Source organism: Alicycliphilus denitrificans K601, assembly GCF_000204645.1.
GTDB lineage: Bacteria > Pseudomonadota > Gammaproteobacteria > Burkholderiales > Burkholderiaceae_C > Alicycliphilus > Alicycliphilus denitrificans.
Genome location: NC_015422.1, coordinates 51801 through 68742, shown reverse-complemented (window position 1 = coordinate 68742; position 16942 = coordinate 51801). Strand labels below are relative to the sequence as shown.

At 70.2% G+C, this 16942-nt stretch carries 15 protein-coding genes; 7 read left to right on the top strand and 8 right to left on the bottom strand.

Annotation, left to right across the window (positions count from 1 at the left end):
* Positions 1–66: 66 nt before the first annotated feature.
* Genes ALIDE2_RS00300 through mnmG form a run of 5 tightly spaced genes read right to left on the bottom strand, consistent with a single transcriptional unit; the run spans position 67 to position 4339 of the window.
* Entirely contained in the window at positions 67–837 is a 771-nt protein-coding gene (locus tag ALIDE2_RS00300) for a ParA family protein (RefSeq protein WP_013516978.1), read from the bottom strand.
* Positions 838–845: 8 nt separating this feature from the next.
* A complete protein-coding gene (locus ALIDE2_RS00295) occupies positions 846–1460 on the bottom strand; it encodes a LysE family translocator (RefSeq protein WP_013721140.1) in 615 nt (204 codons plus the stop codon).
* 36 nt (positions 1461–1496) lie between these two features.
* On the bottom strand, positions 1497–2144 hold the full coding sequence (gene rsmG / locus ALIDE2_RS00290; RefSeq protein ID WP_013516976.1) for a 16S rRNA (guanine(527)-N(7))-methyltransferase RsmG: 648 nt from the start codon (positions 2142–2144) through the stop codon (positions 1497–1499).
* Positions 2137–2376 carry a hypothetical protein gene (locus tag ALIDE2_RS00285; protein ID WP_013516975.1) on the bottom strand — a complete coding sequence of 80 codons (240 nt, stop codon included), beginning with the start codon at positions 2374–2376 and terminating at the stop codon, positions 2137–2139. The genes rsmG and ALIDE2_RS00285 overlap by 8 nt, the downstream gene beginning before the upstream one ends.
* A complete protein-coding gene (mnmG, locus tag ALIDE2_RS00280) occupies positions 2360–4339 on the bottom strand; it encodes a tRNA uridine-5-carboxymethylaminomethyl(34) synthesis enzyme MnmG (protein WP_013516974.1) in 1980 nt (659 codons plus the stop codon). The genes ALIDE2_RS00285 and mnmG overlap by 17 nt, the downstream gene beginning before the upstream one ends.
* 131 nt (positions 4340–4470) lie before the next feature.
* Between mnmG and ALIDE2_RS00275 the strand changes: the two genes are divergently transcribed.
* From ALIDE2_RS00275 to ALIDE2_RS00260, 4 genes are all read left to right on the top strand, one after another.
* The gene (locus tag ALIDE2_RS00275) at positions 4471–5049 is read left to right on the top strand and encodes an NADPH-dependent FMN reductase (RefSeq protein ID WP_013516973.1); all 579 of its coding nucleotides are present in this window, start codon (positions 4471–4473) and stop codon (positions 5047–5049) included.
* 6 nt (positions 5050–5055) lie between these two features.
* Positions 5056–5352, top strand: coding sequence for a YkgJ family cysteine cluster protein (locus ALIDE2_RS00270; RefSeq protein WP_013721138.1), 297 nt, complete (start codon positions 5056–5058; stop codon positions 5350–5352).
* Positions 5353–5384: 32 nt separating this feature from the next.
* Positions 5385–5993: a glutathione transferase GstA gene (gene gstA / locus ALIDE2_RS00265; RefSeq protein ID WP_013516971.1), complete on the top strand. Its 609-nt coding sequence runs from the start codon at positions 5385–5387 to the stop codon at positions 5991–5993.
* Positions 5994–6055: 62 nt separating this feature from the next.
* Entirely contained in the window at positions 6056–7171 is a 1116-nt protein-coding gene (locus tag ALIDE2_RS00260; protein WP_013516970.1) for an alkene reductase, read from the top strand.
* 25 nt (positions 7172–7196) lie between these two features.
* On the opposite strand, the gene ALIDE2_RS00255 is transcribed toward ALIDE2_RS00260, so the two are convergent.
* Together ALIDE2_RS00255 and ALIDE2_RS00250 are read right to left on the bottom strand one after the other, a co-directional pair.
* Positions 7197–8624, bottom strand: a complete 1428-nt coding sequence (locus ALIDE2_RS00255) for a sensor histidine kinase (protein ID WP_013721137.1) — start codon at positions 8622–8624, stop codon at positions 7197–7199.
* On the bottom strand, positions 8621–9346 hold the full coding sequence (locus tag ALIDE2_RS00250; RefSeq protein ID WP_013516968.1) for a response regulator transcription factor: 726 nt from the start codon (positions 9344–9346) through the stop codon (positions 8621–8623). Before ALIDE2_RS00250 ends, ALIDE2_RS00255 begins: the two co-directional genes overlap by 4 nt.
* A gap of 87 nt (positions 9347–9433) precedes the next feature.
* Between ALIDE2_RS00250 and ALIDE2_RS00245 the strand changes: the two genes are divergently transcribed.
* Genes ALIDE2_RS00245 through ALIDE2_RS00235 form a run of 3 tightly spaced genes read left to right on the top strand, consistent with a single transcriptional unit; the run spans position 9434 to position 15085 of the window.
* The gene (locus ALIDE2_RS00245; RefSeq protein WP_238530076.1) at positions 9434–10720 is read left to right on the top strand and encodes a TolC family protein; all 1287 of its coding nucleotides are present in this window, start codon (positions 9434–9436) and stop codon (positions 10718–10720) included.
* Between the two features lie 31 nt (positions 10721–10751).
* A complete protein-coding gene (locus ALIDE2_RS00240; RefSeq protein ID WP_013721136.1) occupies positions 10752–11993 on the top strand; it encodes an efflux RND transporter periplasmic adaptor subunit in 1242 nt (413 codons plus the stop codon).
* Positions 11990–15085 (top strand): efflux RND transporter permease subunit, encoded by a 3096-nt coding sequence (locus ALIDE2_RS00235; RefSeq protein WP_013721135.1) that lies wholly within the window; start codon positions 11990–11992, stop codon positions 15083–15085. Before ALIDE2_RS00240 ends, ALIDE2_RS00235 begins: the two co-directional genes overlap by 4 nt.
* A gap of 155 nt (positions 15086–15240) precedes the next feature.
* On the opposite strand, the gene ALIDE2_RS00230 is transcribed toward ALIDE2_RS00235, so the two are convergent.
* Positions 15241–16890 (bottom strand): methyl-accepting chemotaxis protein, encoded by a 1650-nt coding sequence (locus ALIDE2_RS00230; protein ID WP_013721134.1) that lies wholly within the window; start codon positions 16888–16890, stop codon positions 15241–15243.
* Positions 16891–16942: the final 52 nt, after the last annotated feature.

Sequence of the window (16942 nt, the reverse complement as noted above, 5' to 3'; positions counted from 1 at the left end):
ATATAGCATCTAGCGCTTGCCTGATAAGCCATGGAGGCATTTTCCGCTTGAAACCCATGGATAGGATCACATGCGCTGGATGCGCTGCACCATCTCGCGCGCGAAGTCCACGAACGCCTGGCTGCCCTTGGCCACCGGGTCGAACACCACGCCCGGCAGGCCGTAGCTGGGCGCCTCGGCCAGGCGCACGTTGCGCGGGATCACCGTGTCGAACACCTTGTCGCCGAAGTGGTCCTTGAGCTGGGCGCTGACCTGGCTCTGCAGCGTGATGCGCGGGTCGAACATGACGCGCAGCAGGCCGATGATCTGCAGGTCGCGGTTCAGGTTGGCATGCACCTGCTTGATGGTGTTGACGAGGTCCGTCAGGCCTTCGAGCGCGAAGTACTCGCACTGCATGGGCACGATGACGCCGTGCGCGCTGCACAGGCCGTTGAGCGTGAGCATGGAGAGCGACGGCGGGCAGTCGATGAGCACGAAGTCGTAGTCCTGGTCCACCTCGGCCAGCGCGGCCTTCAGGCGGCGCTCGCGGTGCTCCAGCGCAACGAGCTCGACCTCGGCGCCGGCCAGCTCGCGGTTGGCGCCCAGCACGTGGTAGCCGCATTGCTCGGCCGGCACGGCGGCCTCCTTGATGGAGCTCGATTCGAGCAGCACGTCGTACACGCTGAGCGCGAGCTGGCGCTTGTCCACGCCCGAACCCATCGTGGCATTGCCCTGCGGATCCAGGTCCACGAGCAGCACGCGCTGGCCTATCTTGGCCAGGCCCGCGGCGAGGTTGACGGAGGTGGTGGTCTTGCCCACGCCACCCTTCTGGTTGGCAATGCAGAAGATCTTGGCCATGCCGGTCTTTATTTCGAAATGGCCAGCTTGATGCCGAAGCCGATAAGGAAGGTGCCCGCGGTCTTTTCCAGCACGCGCACCACCATGGGGTTCGCGCGCATGCGCTCGGCCAGGTGATGCGTGAGCAGCACCACGACCAGGCTGTACAGGAAGGTGAGCGCCGCGATGGTGGCCGCCATGGCCGCGAAGGTGGCCAGGCCGCGGTGCGTGGCCGGGTTCACGAACAGCGGGAAAAAGGCCATGTAGAACACGATGGCCTTGGGATTGAGCAGCGTGATGACGGCGCCCTGACGGAAATAGTGGCGCGGCTCTATGCGCAGCACCGGCGCATCGCCCGGCCTGGCCGTGAGCATCTTGTAGCCCATCCAGCCCAGGTAGACGGCGCCCAGCCACTGCACGGCATGGAAGGCCGCCGGGTAGGCCGCCAGCAGGCCGGCCACGCCCGCCACGGCCGCCCACATGAGGACCTGGTCGGCCGCGATCACGCCCAGGCATGCGGCCAGACCGGCGCGCACGCCGCCCTTGCCGGTGGAGGTGATGAGCGCCAGGTTGCCCGGCCCGGGAATGGCCAGGAACAACACGATGGCGGCGACGAATGCGCCGTAGTCTGCAATGCCGAACATGTGGGAGCGCCTAGCAGCGGGGAGAGGAGCCCGAGTTTAAGCCACGGGCCGCATCCAGACGATGCAGCGCTCGGCATCCAGCCCCGGCACGGCGAGTTGTTCCACGTGAAACACCTGCACGCCTACGGGCAGCGCGGCGATCTCGTCCTGCGGGTGCCTGCCCTTCATGGCCAGCCACACGGCGTGCGGCGCCAGCACCTGGCGCGACCAGTTCACGAAATCCGGCAGCGAGGCGAAGGCTCGGCAGCTCACCACGTCGAACGGGCCGGCCAGCGTTTCCACGCGCGCGTGGATGCCATGCAGGTTCCTGAGGCCCAGCGCGGCCGCCGCCTGCTGGATGAATGCCGCCTTCTTGGCCACGGTGTCCACGCAGCTCACGTCCAGATCGGGACAGCAGATGGCGAACACCACGCCCGGCAGGCCGCCGCCGCTGCCCACGTCCAGCAGGCGCCGCCCCGCCCCGCCCTGCTGCGCCAAGTGGCGCCGCAGGGGCGCCACGGCAGCCAGGCTGTCGAGCAGGTGGTGCGTGAGCATCTCCTGCGGGTCACGCACGGCCGTGAGGTTGTAGACCTTGTTCCACTTCTGCAGCAGGGCCAGGAAGTCGAGCAGGCGGGCGATCTGTTCTTCCGTCAAGTCCAGGCCGAGGGCCTGCACGCCCTGGCGCAGCGGCGCAGCATCAACCATGGCGGCTCCGGGCCAGCGCCAGCGCGGCGTCGATGGCGGCGCGCGCCTGGGAGCTGTTCTTCCAGCAGCTCGATCCCGTCAACCTGGCACCCGCCGCCAGAATGTCCGGGGTATTGGCCTTGGCCAGGTGCGCCAGGGATCCGTAGCCCATCTGCTCCAGGCGGGCCACCACCGCCGCCCCCACGCCCTTGCAGGCCAGCAGCGCCCTTCTTTCTTCAAGCGGAAACGACATGGCCCTCCCCCGTGGGCGCCGGCTGCGCGAAGCCCTTGAACCCGCCCTTCTTCAGGTGCACGAGCAGCAGCGAGATGGCCGCCGGCGTCACACCCGAGATGCGCGAGGCCTGGCCCAGGGTCTCGGGCCGGTGCTTCTGCAGCTTCTGCCGCACCTCGATGGACAGGGCCGACACCTGCATGTAGTCCAGCTCGGGCGGCAGGCGCAACTGCTCGTAGTGCGCGGCGCGCTGCACCTCGTCCTTCTGGCGGTCGATATAGCCCGCGTACTTGGCCGCGATCTCCACCTGCTCGATCACCGGCTCGCTCAAGGCGCCCAGGGTTTCACGTGAAACATCGCCACTGGCGTACTTGCCGCCATCCAGGCTCATGAGGCGTGCATAGTCCACGTCCGGGCGACGCAGCAGGTCGAACAGGTTGTATTCGTGGTCGATGGCCTTGCCCAGCACGCGCTCGGCCTCGGCCGCAGCAAGGATGCGCGGGTTCACCCAGGTGCTCTTGAGACGCTCTGTTTCACGTGAAACCGCGTCGCGCTTGGCCGCGAAGGCGTCCCAGCGCGCGTCATCGACCAGCCCCATGCGGCGCCCCGCCTCGGTCAGGCGCATGTCGGCGTTGTCCTCGCGCAGCTGCAGGCGGAACTCGGCGCGGCTGGTGAACATGCGATAAGGCTCAGTCACGCCCTTGGTCACCAAGTCGTCCACCAGCACGCCCAGGTAGGCCTCGTCCCTGCGCGGCAGCCAGGGCGCCTCGCCCCGGCACTGCAGGGCCGCGTTCAGGCCAGCGAACAGGCCCTGGGCGGCGGCCTCCTCGTAGCCCGTGGTGCCGTTGATCTGCCCGGCGAAGAAGAGCCCCTGGATCTGCCGCGTCTCGAAGCTGCTCTTGAGCGAACGCGGGTCGAAGTAGTCGTACTCGATGGCGTAGCCGGGACGCAGGATGTGGGCGTTCTCCAGGCCGCGCATGGAGCGCACCAGCGCGTACTGAATGTCGAACGGCAGGCTGGTGGAGATGCCGTTGGGGTAGAACTCGTGCGTGGTCAAGCCCTCGGGTTCCAGGAAGATCTGGTGGCTTTCCTTGTCGGCGAAGCGATTGATCTTATCCTCCACGCTGGGGCAGTAGCGCGGGCCCACGCCCTCGATCTTGCCCGTGAACATGGGGCTGCGGTCGAAGCCGCTGCGGATGATCTCGTGCGTGCGCGCGTTGGTGTGCGTGATCCAGCACGGCACCTGGCGCGGGTGCATCACCGTGCTTCCCATGAAGCTGAACACGGGCAGCACACCCTCGTTCACGCCGCCGGGCATGCCGTCGCCGGGCTGCTCCTCGCACTGCGAGAAGTCGATGCTGCGCCCGTCGATGCGCGGCGGCGTGCCGGTCTTCAGGCGCCCCTGCGGCAGCTTCAGCTCCTTGAGCCGGGCCGACAGGCTCACGGCCGGCGGATCGCCCGCGCGGCCGGCCGCGTAGTTGTTCAGGCCCACATGGATCCTGCCGTCCAGGAAGGTGCCGGCCGTGAGCACCACGGCGCGCGCGCGAAAGCGCAGACCGATCTGGGTGACGGCGCCCGCCACGCGGTCGCCCTCCACCATCAGGTCGTCCACGGCCTGCTGGAACAGCCACAGATTGGGCTGGTTCTCCAGCATGCGGCGGATGGCGGCCTTGTAGAGGATGCGGTCGGCCTGCGCCCTGGTGGCGCGCACGGCCGGACCCTTGCTGCTGTTGAGGATGCGGAACTGGATGCCGCCCTCGTCGGTCGCCAGCGCCATGGCGCCGCCCAGCGCATCCACCTCCTTCACGAGGTGGCCCTTGCCGATGCCGCCGATGCTGGGGTTGCAGCTCATCTGCCCCAGGGTCTCTATGTTGTGGGTCAGTAGCAAGGTCCGGCAGCCCATGCGCGCCGCAGCCAGCGCGGCCTCAGTACCGGCATGGCCGCCGCCGACGACGATGACATCAAATTCCTGGGGGTAGAGCATGGGACGAAACGGGCACGGCAAGGGAAAGCTCGCAATTTTCCCATCTTTGTCCATCTGCGTTGCTCCTGCCCGTGTTTCACGTGAAACCATTGCAGGATTCCGGCGCCGGGTCTGTGCTTCAATCCGGCCCCATGAAACTCCTCGTCTTCGCGGGCAGCACCCGCCAACAATCGTTCAACCGGCGCCTGGCCCGCATCGCCGCCCGCATGGGCCGCGACGCCGGCGCCGAGGTCACGCTGCTGGAGCTGTCGGACCTGGACATCCCGATGTACAACGCTGACCTGGAGGCGCGCGGCACGCCGCCCGACGTGATCCGGCTCAAGGAAATCCTGGATGCCCACCCCGCCTGGATCATCTGCTCGCCCGAATACAACGGCAGCTACACCGGCCTGCTCAAGAACACCATCGATTGGGCCTCCAGCCCCGTCGCCGGGCATCCGGTCTGGACCGACGTGACACGCCCCTTCGCCGGCAAGGTGGTGGGCGTGCTCAGCGCGTCCAACGGCGCGCTGGGCGGCCTGCGCTCGCAGAGCCATCTGGCGCCGCTGCTCGTCAACCTGGGCTGCTGGCTGGCGCCGCGCAACTACGCCCTGGCACGTGCCGCCAGCGCCTTCGATGCCGGCGACGACCTGGCCGACGAGGCGCAGCGCCAGCAAGTGCGCGCCGTGGTCGATCAGGTGCTGTGGGCTGCGCAGCGCCTCTGCGCCTGACACCGGATGGACTACCGCCCCGGCTGCGGCGCCTGCTGCACCGCGCCGTCCATCTCCAGCCCCATCCCGGGGAGGCCCGGCGGAAAGCCGGCAGGCGTGCGGTGCGTGCAGCTGGACGACGACGCGCGCTGCCGCATCTTCGGCCACCCCGGGCGCCCGCCGGTATGCGCATCGCTGCAGCCCCACCCCGCCATGTGCGGCGGCTCGCGCCAGGAGGCCGAATCCATTCTGTCGCGGCTGGAACGCCTGACGCAGCCCGGCGCCCCGTACACTTCGGCTGCAAAGGCCATGCGCAAGGCATAGCATTGAAGCCTTCGTCAACTAGGACTCTCACCATGAAGCTGTACTACTCCCCTGGCGCCTGCTCGCTCTCGCCCCACATCGTGCTGCACGAAGCCGGCCTAGCCTACGAGCCCGTGCTGGCCAGCACCAAGACGCACAAGCTGGCCGACGGCACCGACTTCTACAGCATCAACCCCCTGGGCTACGTGCCGGTGCTGGAGCTGGACGACGGCACGCGCCTGCGCGAGGGCCCGGCCATCGTGCAGTACCTGGCCGACCAGGCGCCGCAGAAGAACCTGGCCCCTGCCCCCGGCACGCTGGCGCGTTACCGCCTGCAGGAATGGCTGTCCTTCATCGGCACCGAGGTGCACAAGGGCTTCGGGCCGCTGTTCGCACCCGGCACGCCGGAGGAGTACAAGCCCCAGCTCAAGCAGCGCCTGCTGTCCCGGCTGCAGTGGGTCGACGGCGAACTCGCGGGCAAGCAGTACCTGATGGGCGATCATTTCACCGTGGCAGACGCCTACCTGTTCACCGTGACCAACTGGGCGCAATTCGTCGGCCTGGACATCTCGCAACTGAAGAACCTGGCCGCCTACCGCGAACGCATCGGCGCCCGCCCCGCAGTACAGGCCGCCATGAAGGCGGAGGGTCTGCTCAAGTAACCGCCCCGCCCGCCCCTGTTCCACGTGGAACAGGGGCTCCTCCACCCTGACCCGCTTCGCGCATGACCTCCCTGTTCGACCCCATTCAGGCCGGTGACCTGCACCTGGCCAACCGCATCGCCATGGCACCGCTGACGCGCAACCGCTCGCCCCAGGCCGTGCCGCGGAACATCACCGCCACCTACTACGCGCAGCGCGCCAGCGCCGGCCTCCTGATCACCGAGGGCACGGCCATCAGCGCGCAGGGCCAGGGCTATTCCGACGTGCCGGGCCTGTACGGCAGCGACCAGCTCGACGGCTGGAAGAAGGTCACCCAGGCCGTGCACGCGCGCGGAGGCAAGATCGTCACGCAGCTGTGGCACGTGGGCCGCGTGTCGCACAGCCTGCTGCAGCCGGGCCGAGCCGCACCGGTGGCGCCCTCGGCCGTGCAGGCCAACGCCAAGACCTACGTGGTGGACCCGGAAACGGGCCGGGGCGAGTTCATGCACACCTGCACGCCGCGCGCGCTCACGGCAGAGGAATTGCCCGACATCGTCCACACCTACGCCGCGGCCGCGCGCAACGCGGTGCGTTCGGCGGGCTTCGACGGCGTGGAGATCCACGGCGCCAACGGCTACCTGCTCGACCAGTTCCTCAAGGACGGCGCCAACCGCCGCACCGACGACTACGGCGGCGGCATCGCGCGCCGCGCGCGGCTGATGCTGGAAGTGACCCGCGCCGTGGCCGATGCCATAGGGGGCGGCCGCGTGGGCCTGCGCCTGTCGCCCGTCACACCCGCCAACGACATCCACGACAGCAACCCCCAGCCGCTGTTCGAGCATCTGGCGCGCCAGCTCGCGCCGCTCTCCCTGGCCTACATCCACGTGATCGAGGGCGCCACCGGCGGGCCGCGCGAGGTCGAGGGCCGCCCATTCGACTACGCGGCCTTCAAGGCCGCCTACCGCGACGCCGGGGGGCGCGGCGCCTGGATGGTCAACAACGGCTACGACCGCGACATGGCCCTGCAGGCCGTGGCCAGCGGCCACGCCGACATGGTGGCCTTCGGCAGGGCCTTCATCTCCAACCCCGACCTGGTCGAGCGCCTGCGCCGCAACGCGCCGCTCAACGAGTGGGACAGGCCCACCTTCTACGGCGGCGGCGAGAAGGGCTACATCGACTACCCGGCCATGGCGGACTAGGGTCGCTCCGCTATCTTGATGCAGGTCAATTTTCGCCGCCTGGCGTGCTGGCCAATGGTGCGAACACCAGCCGCGCGCACAACCCCCTGCCCTGCGGCCCGGGGGTGAATTCCAGGCGCGCGCCCAGCAGCTCGGCGTAGCGCGCCACTATCCCCAGGCCCAGCCCCGCGCCCTGGCCCAGGCGCTCGCCGTCGCGCCCTTGCACCCAGCGCTGTTGCAGCTGCTGGCGCTGCACCGGCGCGATGCCGGGGCCGTTGTCGAGCACCGAGAGCACCACGGAGCCCTCCTCGCGCGCCAGCTCCACCGTCACCTGCGGCGCCTCGCCCGCGGGCGGCACGCCGTAGCGCAGGGCGTTGTCGATCAGGTTGCTCAGCACGCCCTCAATGAGCAGCGGCTGGCCCTGCATGGTGACAGCCTGCTCCAGCCCCAGCGCGCCCAGGTCCACGCCTGCGGCGTCGGCACGGGGCAAGAAGCGCAGCACGGTGTCGCGCACCAGCTGGTCGAGCGGCACCGGCCGCAGCGGCATGGAGCCGCGCGCCTCGTCGGCCAGCGCCAGCGCCAGCAGCTGGTCTACGAGGTGGCTGGCGCGCGCCTCGCTTTGAACGATGCCGGTCAGCTGCTCGCGCCACACGGCCGGCTCCTTCTGCGCCAGGCCGTAGCTGGCCAGCGCGCGTATGCCGGCCAGCGGCGTGCGCAGCTCATGCGCCACGTTGCCGGCGAACTCGCGCTGCGCCTGCACGCCCTGGGCCACGCGCGCGAGCAGGTCGTTCACGGCACGGCCCAGGCGCTGCAGGTCGCGCGTGGACGCCTCGACGCGCATGGGCGCGAGGTCGCGCGCGTCGCGCTGGTCCAGCGCCTGCTGGAACATGGCCAGGGGCCGCAGCTCCTGCCGTATGGCGCGGCCCAACCACAGGGCCAGCACCACGAGCAGCAGCACCTGCGAGGCCAGCGAGTACAGCAGCGCGCTGCGCAGCATGACGCTGCGGCTGTGCACGGTCTGCGCCGTGATGACCTCGAAGGGCGCCGGCGTGGTCAGCTGCAGCCGCACGGCACGCAGCGCGCGGCCGTGAAAGCGCATGTCGGAGAAACGGTAGACCTGCCCTTCGTGCGGCGGCGGCGCGGGCAAGCTGGCGTTGCCGGCCAGCAGCGTGCCGTCTTCCCGCAGCACGGCGAAGTACACGGTCTCCACCTGGTCGAACAGCACGGCCTTGACCTCGCGCGAGCTCAAGGGAAACTCCAGCCCGTCCGGCTCCTCACGCACATTGGCCGCGATGGCGTAGGCATCGTCGAGCAGCGAGCGGTCGAAGGCGCGCTGCGTGAAGCTGTTGGCCAGCAGCGCCGAGGCCACCGTACCCACGAGCCAGGTCAGCGCCAGGGGCCCCAGCACGTGGCGCAGCAGCCGCGTGCGCAGCGAGGGCGGCGGCGCGGGCGGGGCCTGCGGCGGCGTGCTCATGGCATGCCGTCGGCGGGCGGCGCGGCCTGCGCCTCCAGCATGTAGCCCAGGCCGCGCAGCGTGCGAATGCCCGCGCCGCTGCCCGCCAGCTTCTTGCGCAGGCGCGAGATGAAGGCCTCCAGCGCATTGTCGCCCAGGGTCTCGTCGAAGTCGGAAAGCTTTTCCGACAGGGTGCGCTTGTTCACCACGCGGCCCGGCGGGGTCATGAGCTCCCACAGCACCTCGAACTCGCGCGCGGGCAGCTCCAGTGGCAGGCCGTGCAGCGTGAAACGGCGCACATGCCGGTCCAGCACCAGGGCGCCGGCCACGGTGCGGTCCTGCGTGCCCCGGCTGCGGCGCACCAGGGCGCGCAGCCGCGCCTCGACCTCGGCCAGGTCGTAGGGCTTGCCCAGGTAGTCGTCGGCCCCGGCGTCCAGCCCCGCGATGCGCTCGTGCGTGCGGTCGCGCGCCGTGAGCACCAGCACGGGCGTGCGGTCGCCGCGCGCGCGCGCCGCGCGCAGCACCGCCAGGCCGCTGCCGAGCTGCGCGCCGCCGGCGCCTTCGTCGACCCCGTCCAGCGGCAGGTTCAGGTCCAGCAGCACGGCGTCGAACGGCTGCACGCACCAGAAATGGTGGGCCTCGGCAACGCTGGCGGCGACGTCCACGCGGTGGCCCGCATCGGCAAGGCTGCGCTGCATGACGCCGCGCAGCACGGAGTCGTCCTCGACGATCAGGATTCGCATGGGAGGGTGGTGAACGGGGAAGTACGCATTTTTACGCAGTGCCCTGGTCAGGCTGCGGTCAGGCACGGCCGACGATAAACGGCGTGTATGAGCATACGACAGTTGTATCTTTTTTCCGCCCTGGCCTGGGCCATGGGCCAAGCCCCGGCCGGCTGGGCGCAGACCCCGCCCGCAGCATCCGGCACACCCACGCTCACGCTCGCGCAGGCCCTCGCGGCCGCGCGCGACAACAGCGACGTGGCCCTGGCCCGCCATGCCCTGGCGGGAGCGCGCGCCGACGTGCTCGCGGCCGACCATGCGCCCGCCCCCGTGCTGAGCACGAAGGCAGCCTCCATCGACCTGCAGAACGGCGTGGGCGGCGGCAACGTCGTCACGCGCAAGCGCATCGACAAGTCCATAGGCATCGACTGGACCTGGGAGCGCGGCGACAAGCGCGCCCTGCGCACGCTGGCCGCGCAGCGCGCGCTCGACGCCGCGCAGTCCGACGTGCAGGACATGCAGACCCAGCAGCTGCAGGCCGCGCTCTCCGCCTACTACGACCTGCTGGCTGCGCAGGAGCGGCTGCGCGAGACGCGCGAGATCGAGCGCGGCATGGCCGAGCTCGACCGCGTGGCCAACCTGCGCCTGAAGGCTGGCGACCTGGCCCGCCAGGACGCCGCGCGCACGCGCATCGAGTCCGAGCGCGCACGCTCGGACTCCGAACTGGCCGAGCTCGCGCGCACGCAGGCGGCCGTGGCGCTGGCCCAGCTCACCGCGCGCGGCCCGGGCCTGCAGGCCTGCGCCTGCGACTGGCCCGCGCAGGTGGCCGGCCCGGCGCCGGGCGGCGACCTGCTCACCTGGGCCGAGTCGCGCGCCGACGTACGGGCAGCCCTGGCGCGCGTGCAGGCCGCGCAGGCAGAACTGGACAGCGCCATGGCGCTGCGCAAGGCCGACGTGACCATAGGCGCCTCCTACGACCACTATCCCGGCACATCAAACCGGCTCGTGGAGCTGCGCGCGCAGATACCGCTGCAATGGGGCTACCGCTTCGAGGGCGAAATCGGCCGCGCCCAGGCCATGCTGAGCGCGGCCCAGGAAGCCCTGGACAAGACACGCCGCCTGGCGCTGCTGGACCTGCAGTCGCTGCAGCAGCAGGCCGCCAGCGCCGCGCAGCGCGCCGCCGGCTACGAAAACGGCATCCTGCCGCGCGCGCGCGAGGTCGCGCAGAGCGCCGAGCTCGCCTACGCCAAGGGAGCCATACCGCTCACCGACCTGCTCGATGCGCGCCGCACGCTGCGCGCCACCGCGCTCGAGGCCCTGGCCGCGCGCGCCGACTACGCCAAGGCGCAAGGCAACTGGCTGCTGCGCACAGAGCCCCAGCTGCTGCTGCCCTGACTCTCCCCCTTCCTCGACTCCCGAACCCACCATGGTGCATTCCATCTCCTCGCGCGTGCGCGCAAGCCGCACGACACGCCGGCCCGGCCGCGGCCTGCTGGCCCTGGCCCTGTGCGCGGCCGCAGTGCTGCAAGGCTGCCACAAGGCCCCCACCGAACCCGCCGCCCCGGAGGCGGCGCCGCCCATACTGCAGTCGGGCCAGCTGCGCTTTCCGCCCGGCCATCCCCAGCTCGCGCTGCTCGCCGTGACCGAGGTGCAGCCCGCCAGGGAGCTGGTCGTGGACCTGCCCGCTCGGCTGGTCTGGAACGAGGAGCGCACGCAGCGCGTGTACCCGGCGTTCGCGGGCCGCGTGTCGGCCATACGCGCCGACCTGGGCCAGAACGTGAAGGCCGGCGCGCCACTGGCGCTGCTGGCCTCGCCCGATTTCGGCCAGGCCCAGGCCGACACGGCCAAGGCCCGGGCCGACCAGGCGCTGGCGCAGCAGGCCCTGGCGCGCCAGCGCGAGCTGTTCGAGGCCGGCGTCGTGGCCCGCAAGGACCTGGAGCAGGCCGAGGCCGAGGCCGCGCGCGCACGGGCCGAGGCGGCGCGCGCCGCCGCGCGCACCAGCCTCTACGGTGGCGGCGGCGCGGTGGACCAACAGCTCGCGATCACGGCCGGCATGGGCGGCGTGGTGGTCGAGCGCAACCTCAACCCAGGCCAGGAAGTGCGGCCCGATCAGTCCGGCCCCGGCACGCCCGCGCTGTTCGTGGTGACCGACCCTTCCTCGCTGTGGGTGCTGATCGATGCGCGCGAGAGCGATCTGGCCTCGCTGCGCCCCGGCGACGCTTTCGCGCTGCAGGTGCCCGCCTACCCCGGCGAAACCTTCACGGGCCGCGTGACGGCCACGGCCGACGCGATCGACCCCGTCGCGCGCACGCTCAAGGTGCGCGGCCTCGTGCCCAACGCCGACCGGCGCCTGAAGGCCGAGATGCTGGCTACCGCGCGCGTGAGCGAGAGCCGCAGCACCGGCTTCGTGGTTCCCGCCGCGGCGCTGACGCTCAACGGCACCACGCACATGGTCTACGTGCAGCGCGAGAGCGGGGTCTTCGAGCCGCGCACCGTCGTGCTGGGCCATGAGGGCCCGAAGAACGTGGAGGTCGTCCAGGGCCTTTCCGCGGGTGAAAAGGTGGTGACGCAGAACGTGCTGCTGCTGGCACGCCAGTTCCGCCTTGCCCAGGAGGCCAGCTCCACCGGCTCCGAGGCCAAGGCGCAGCCCGCCAAGGAAACGCCATGAAGCGGCTGATCCACTATGCGCTGCACCAGCCGCTCTTCGTCGTGCTGGGTACGCTGCTGTTCGCCATGGCGGGCGTCATCGCGTTCAAGAACCTGTCCGTGGAAGCCTTTCCCGACGTGACGGACACGCAGGTGACCATCATCGCGCTCTACCCCGGGCGCGCCGCCGAGGAGGTGGAAAAGCAGGTCACGCTGCCGATCGAGGTTGCCCTCTCGGGCCTGCCCAATGCCATCCGCGTGTTCTCGCACACGCAGTTCGGCCTGTCGTTCACCGTGGTCACCTACGACGACAACGCCAGCGTGCACATCGTGCGCCAGCAGGTGGGCGAGCGCCTGCGCAGCGTGGACCTGCCGCCGGGCGTGGAGGCCGAGATCGCCCCCAACGCCACGCCAGTGGGCGAGATCATGCGCTACCGCCTCCGGGGCGACGGCTACTCCACCACCGAGCTGCGCAGCACCGAGGACTGGGTGGTCGAGCGCGCGCTGCGCCAGGTGCCCGGCGTGGCCGACGTGGTGGCCATGGGCGGCTCCATCAAGCAATACGAAGTGCAGCCCGACCTGGACAAGCTGCGCGCCTACAAGCTCACGTTCCAGAACCTGCTCGACGCGCTCGGGCGCGGCAACGCCAACGCGGGCGGCAGCTACGTCGCCCAGGGAACCCAGCAGTACGCCATCCGCGGCATCGGCCTGCTGCAGTCGAGCGAGGACATCGGCCGCATCGTCGTCGCCGCGCACGGCGGCACGCCGGTGCTGATCCGCGACGTGGCCCAGATCAGGGTGGGCGCCGTGCCGCGCCTGGGCACCGTGGGCCAGGACGACGACGACGACGTGGTCACCGGCATCGTGGTGATGCGCAAGGGCGAGAACCCCAGCGTCGTGCTCAAGGACGTGAAGGCCAAGATCGCCGACCTGAACGCGCGCAGCCTGCCGCCGGGCATGCAGATCGTGCCGTTCTACGACCGCACCTGGCTCATGGAGAAAACGCTGACCACGGTGTTCCGCAACCTCGTGGAGGGCGCGCTGCTCGTCTCGCTCGTGCTCTACATCTTCCTGTCGAACCTGCGCGCGAGCTTGGCCGTGGTGGTGGTGATCCCGCTGTCGCTGCTGGCCACCTTCATGGGCCTGAAGTTCATGGGCGTGCCGGCCAACCTGCTGTCGCTGGGCGCGATGGACTTCGGCATCATCGTGGACGGCGCGGTGATCGTGATCGAAAACATCATGCACCGCCTGGCCGAACGCGGCGAGGACATGGACGACCGCGACCGGCGCGAGACCATCATCGAGGCCGCGAGCGAGGTGGGCCGTCCCACGCTGTTCTCGATGCTCATCATCATCGCTGCGCACATCCCCATCTTCGCGCTGCAGCGCCACGAGGGCCGCATCTTCCAGCCCATGGCGCTGTCGGTGACCACGGCGCTCGTCGGCTCGCTGATCTTCTCGCTCACGCTGGTGCCGCTGCTGGCCTACTGGATGCTGCGCAGGAAGCTGCCGCACGGCGACAACCGCGTGGTCGTCTCGGCCAAGCGCCTGTACGGCCCGGTGCTCGACTGGGCGCTCGCGCGCCGCCGCACGGTGGTGGTGATATCGCTCGCCATGTTCGCCGTCGCGCTGGCCGCGGCATCGCGCCTGGGGTCGGAGTTCCTGCCGGAACTCGACGAAGGCACGATCTGGGTGAACGTGCGCCTGCCCGCCAGCGTGTCCAACGACGAGGCCGCGCGCATGCTGCGCCAGGTGCGCCAGGCCCTGCGCACCGTGCCCGAGGTGCGCACCACCATCTCCAAGGCGGGCCAGCCCGAGGACGGCACCGACCCCAAGACCATCAGCATGGCCGAGGTGTTCGTGGACGTGAAGCCCGCGGACCAGTGGCGCGCCGGCCTCACGCACAAGCAGCTCATCGAGGAGATGGACCGCGCGGTCTCCGCGATCCCCGGCCTTGAGCCCGCGTTCTCCCAGCCCATCCGCGACAACGTGCTCGAATCGATCTCGCAGATCGACGGGCAGATCGTCATCAAGGTCTCGGGCGACGACCTGGGCGAGCTCAAGCGCATCACGCAGGGCATAGAGCGCGAGATCAAGCAGGTGCCCGGCGTCTACCGCGCGGAGATCGACCGGCTGGGCGACCTGCCCCAGCTCGTGATCGACATCGACCGCGACCGCGCGGCGCGCTACGGCCTCAACGTGGGCGACATCCAGGACGTGATCGAGGCGGCCCTGGCCGGCAAGGCCACCACCAGCCTGTGGGAGGGCGAGCGCAAGTTCGCCGTCGCGGTGCGCCTGCCCGAAGACCGGCGCGCCATCGCCAGCCTGCCGGGCACGCCCATCGCCACGCCGGACGGCGGCTACACCACGCTCGGCGCCGTCGCCAGCATCCGCGAGACCACGGGCGCGATGAACATCGCGCGCGAGAACGGCAGCCGCACCATGGCCATCGGCATCTTCATCAAGGACCGCGACATGGGCTCGGTGGTCAAGGACATGCAGGAGCGTGTGCGGGCCCGCATCCAGCTACCACCGAGCTACCGCGTGACCTGGTCGGGCGAGTTCGAGAACCAGGAGCGCGCCATGAAGCGCCTGTCGGTCGTGGTGCCCATCTCGCTGCTGCTGATCTTCGTGCTGCTGTTCGACGCGTTCAAATCGTTCAAGACCGCCTCGCTGATCCTCGTGAACGTGCCGCTCGCGCTCATCGGCGGCTTCATCGCGCTGTGGGTGCTGGACATTCCGCTGTCGGTGTCGGCGGCCATCGGCTTCATCGCGCTGTCGGGCCAGGCCGTGCTCAACGGCGTGGTCATGCTCTCGGTTTACCAGCAGCTGCAGGCTGGCGGCATGGGCGTGCTCGAGGCCGTGCGCCAGGGCTCCATGCAGCGCCTGCGCACCGTGCTCATGACGGCGCTGCTGGCCATGCTGGGCCTGCTGCCCATGGCGCTGTCGCACGAGATCGGCGCCGAGACGCAGCGCCCCCTGGCCATCGTGGTCATCGGCGGCCTGGTCACGGCCACGCTGCTGACGCTGGTGGTGCTGCCGGCCCTGTACGTGGCCTGGTTCGCGCCGCGCAGGAACGGCCCCGCACCCGATGCGCCCGTGGCCATCGCCTGACGGAGTGCCGGGCGGGGCGCATGCAGGAATTGCATAAAAAATGCCTGCAGCGCCCGCCCATAAAGTGCTTCTAGCTATTGAGTCGATAACAAAAAAGCGCACCCTGGGGTGCGCAAAGGGGGAGACCCATGGGGCGGCCCGCGCCGCCCCGGCGGTCAGGCCACGCCCAGGCGCGGCAGGGCCGGGTCGGACTCCAGGGCGGCCCGTGCCGGGGCGGCGGCGCGCGCCGCCGCCTGCTGGCCATCCGCCAGCTGGAACTGCTGCACCACCTGCGACAGGCGCGCGGCCTGCTCACGCAGCGACTCGGCGGCCGCGGCGGACTCTTCCACCAGCGCCGCGTTCTGCTGCGTCATGCGGTCGATCTCGCCCACGGAGGCATTGACCTCGCCGATGCCCGCGGCCTGCTCGGTGGCGGCGGAATGGATCTCGCCGATCATGTCCGTCACGCGCTGCACGCTGACCACGATCTCCTGCATGGCCTTGCCCGCGTCCTCCACGTGGCGCACGCCGCCTTCCACGGCCTGCACGCTCGACTGGATCAGGCCCTTGATCTCGCTGGCCGCCGCTGCGCTGCGCTGCGCGAGGTTGCGCACCTCGCCGGCCACCACGGCGAAGCCCCGGCCCTGCTCGCCCGCGCGCGCGGCCTCCACCGCCGCGTTGAGCGCCAGGATGTTGGTCTGGAACGCGATGGAGTCGATCAGGCCGATGATGTCGCCGATCTTGCGGCTGGAGGCCGAGATCTCGTGCATGCTGCTCACCGCCTGCTGCACCACCTGGCCGCCGCGCGTGGCCGTGCCCGATGCCGAGGCCACGAGCTGGTTGGCCACCTGCGAGGACGAGGCCGTCTGCTGCACCGTGGCCGTGAGCTGCGACAGCGCGGCCACGGCCTCCTGAGCGTTGCTGGCCGTCTGCTCGGTGCGCGCCGACAGGTCCTGGTTGCCCATGGCGATCTCCTGGCTGGCGGTGGCGATGTTGCCGCTGGCGTCGCGCACCTGCGAGACCAGCGCGCCCAGGCCACCCTGCATGTCCAGCAGCGCGCGCTGCAAGTCGGCCACCTCGTCGCGGCCGTCGACCTCGATGCGCTGCGCCAGGTTGCCGCCGGCGATGGACTGCGCCAGCGCGCGCGCCGCCTCCAGCGGGCGGCAGATCGACACCATGTTGAGCAGCGTGAACGGCACCACCACCGCCACGGTGATCAGCACCGCAAGGCCGAACAGCCACTGGGTCTGCTCGGCGATGCTGCCCTGGCGCGCAATGGCGCCGTCCACCTCGGCGCCCAGGGCCTTGTCCAGGGCCTGCAGCTTCTCGGCGGCGACCACGAACTGCGCCACGGCCTTGGTGCTCATGCGGTTGGCGATCGTGGCCGTGTCGTAGCCGCCCTCCTCCAGCTGGCGCGCCACATGGGCGAACTGCTCGCGGTAAGTGTCCAGATGCTTGGCGATGTCCCGCGCCAGGGCCTGTTCCTGCTCCAGATTCAGGCCGTCGATCCTGGTCGCCACGGCCTTAGCGCGGTCCAGCGCCGTCAGCCACTGCGTGTGCGCCGCGCGCACCGCCTCGGGCCGCTCGTAATGGATGATCATGTCCTTCTCGGCCTGGCGTATCTGCCCCATCTCCCCGCGCAGCTCGCCCAGCAGGCGCACCGCCGCATGGGGCTGGGCTATGAAATCCTGGCTCAGTCCATGGAGGCGGAACATGCCCAGCATGCCCGCGCCTCCCAGCATGAACAGCAGGGTGAGCACCACACCGATGGCGCCAATCATGCGCATGCGAATCGAGAACCAGCGCATGAGCGCGTACATAGTCATCACTGTCTTCCTTTTGTCATACGAGAGACACCGTCTTGCAGTGCCGTGCGTG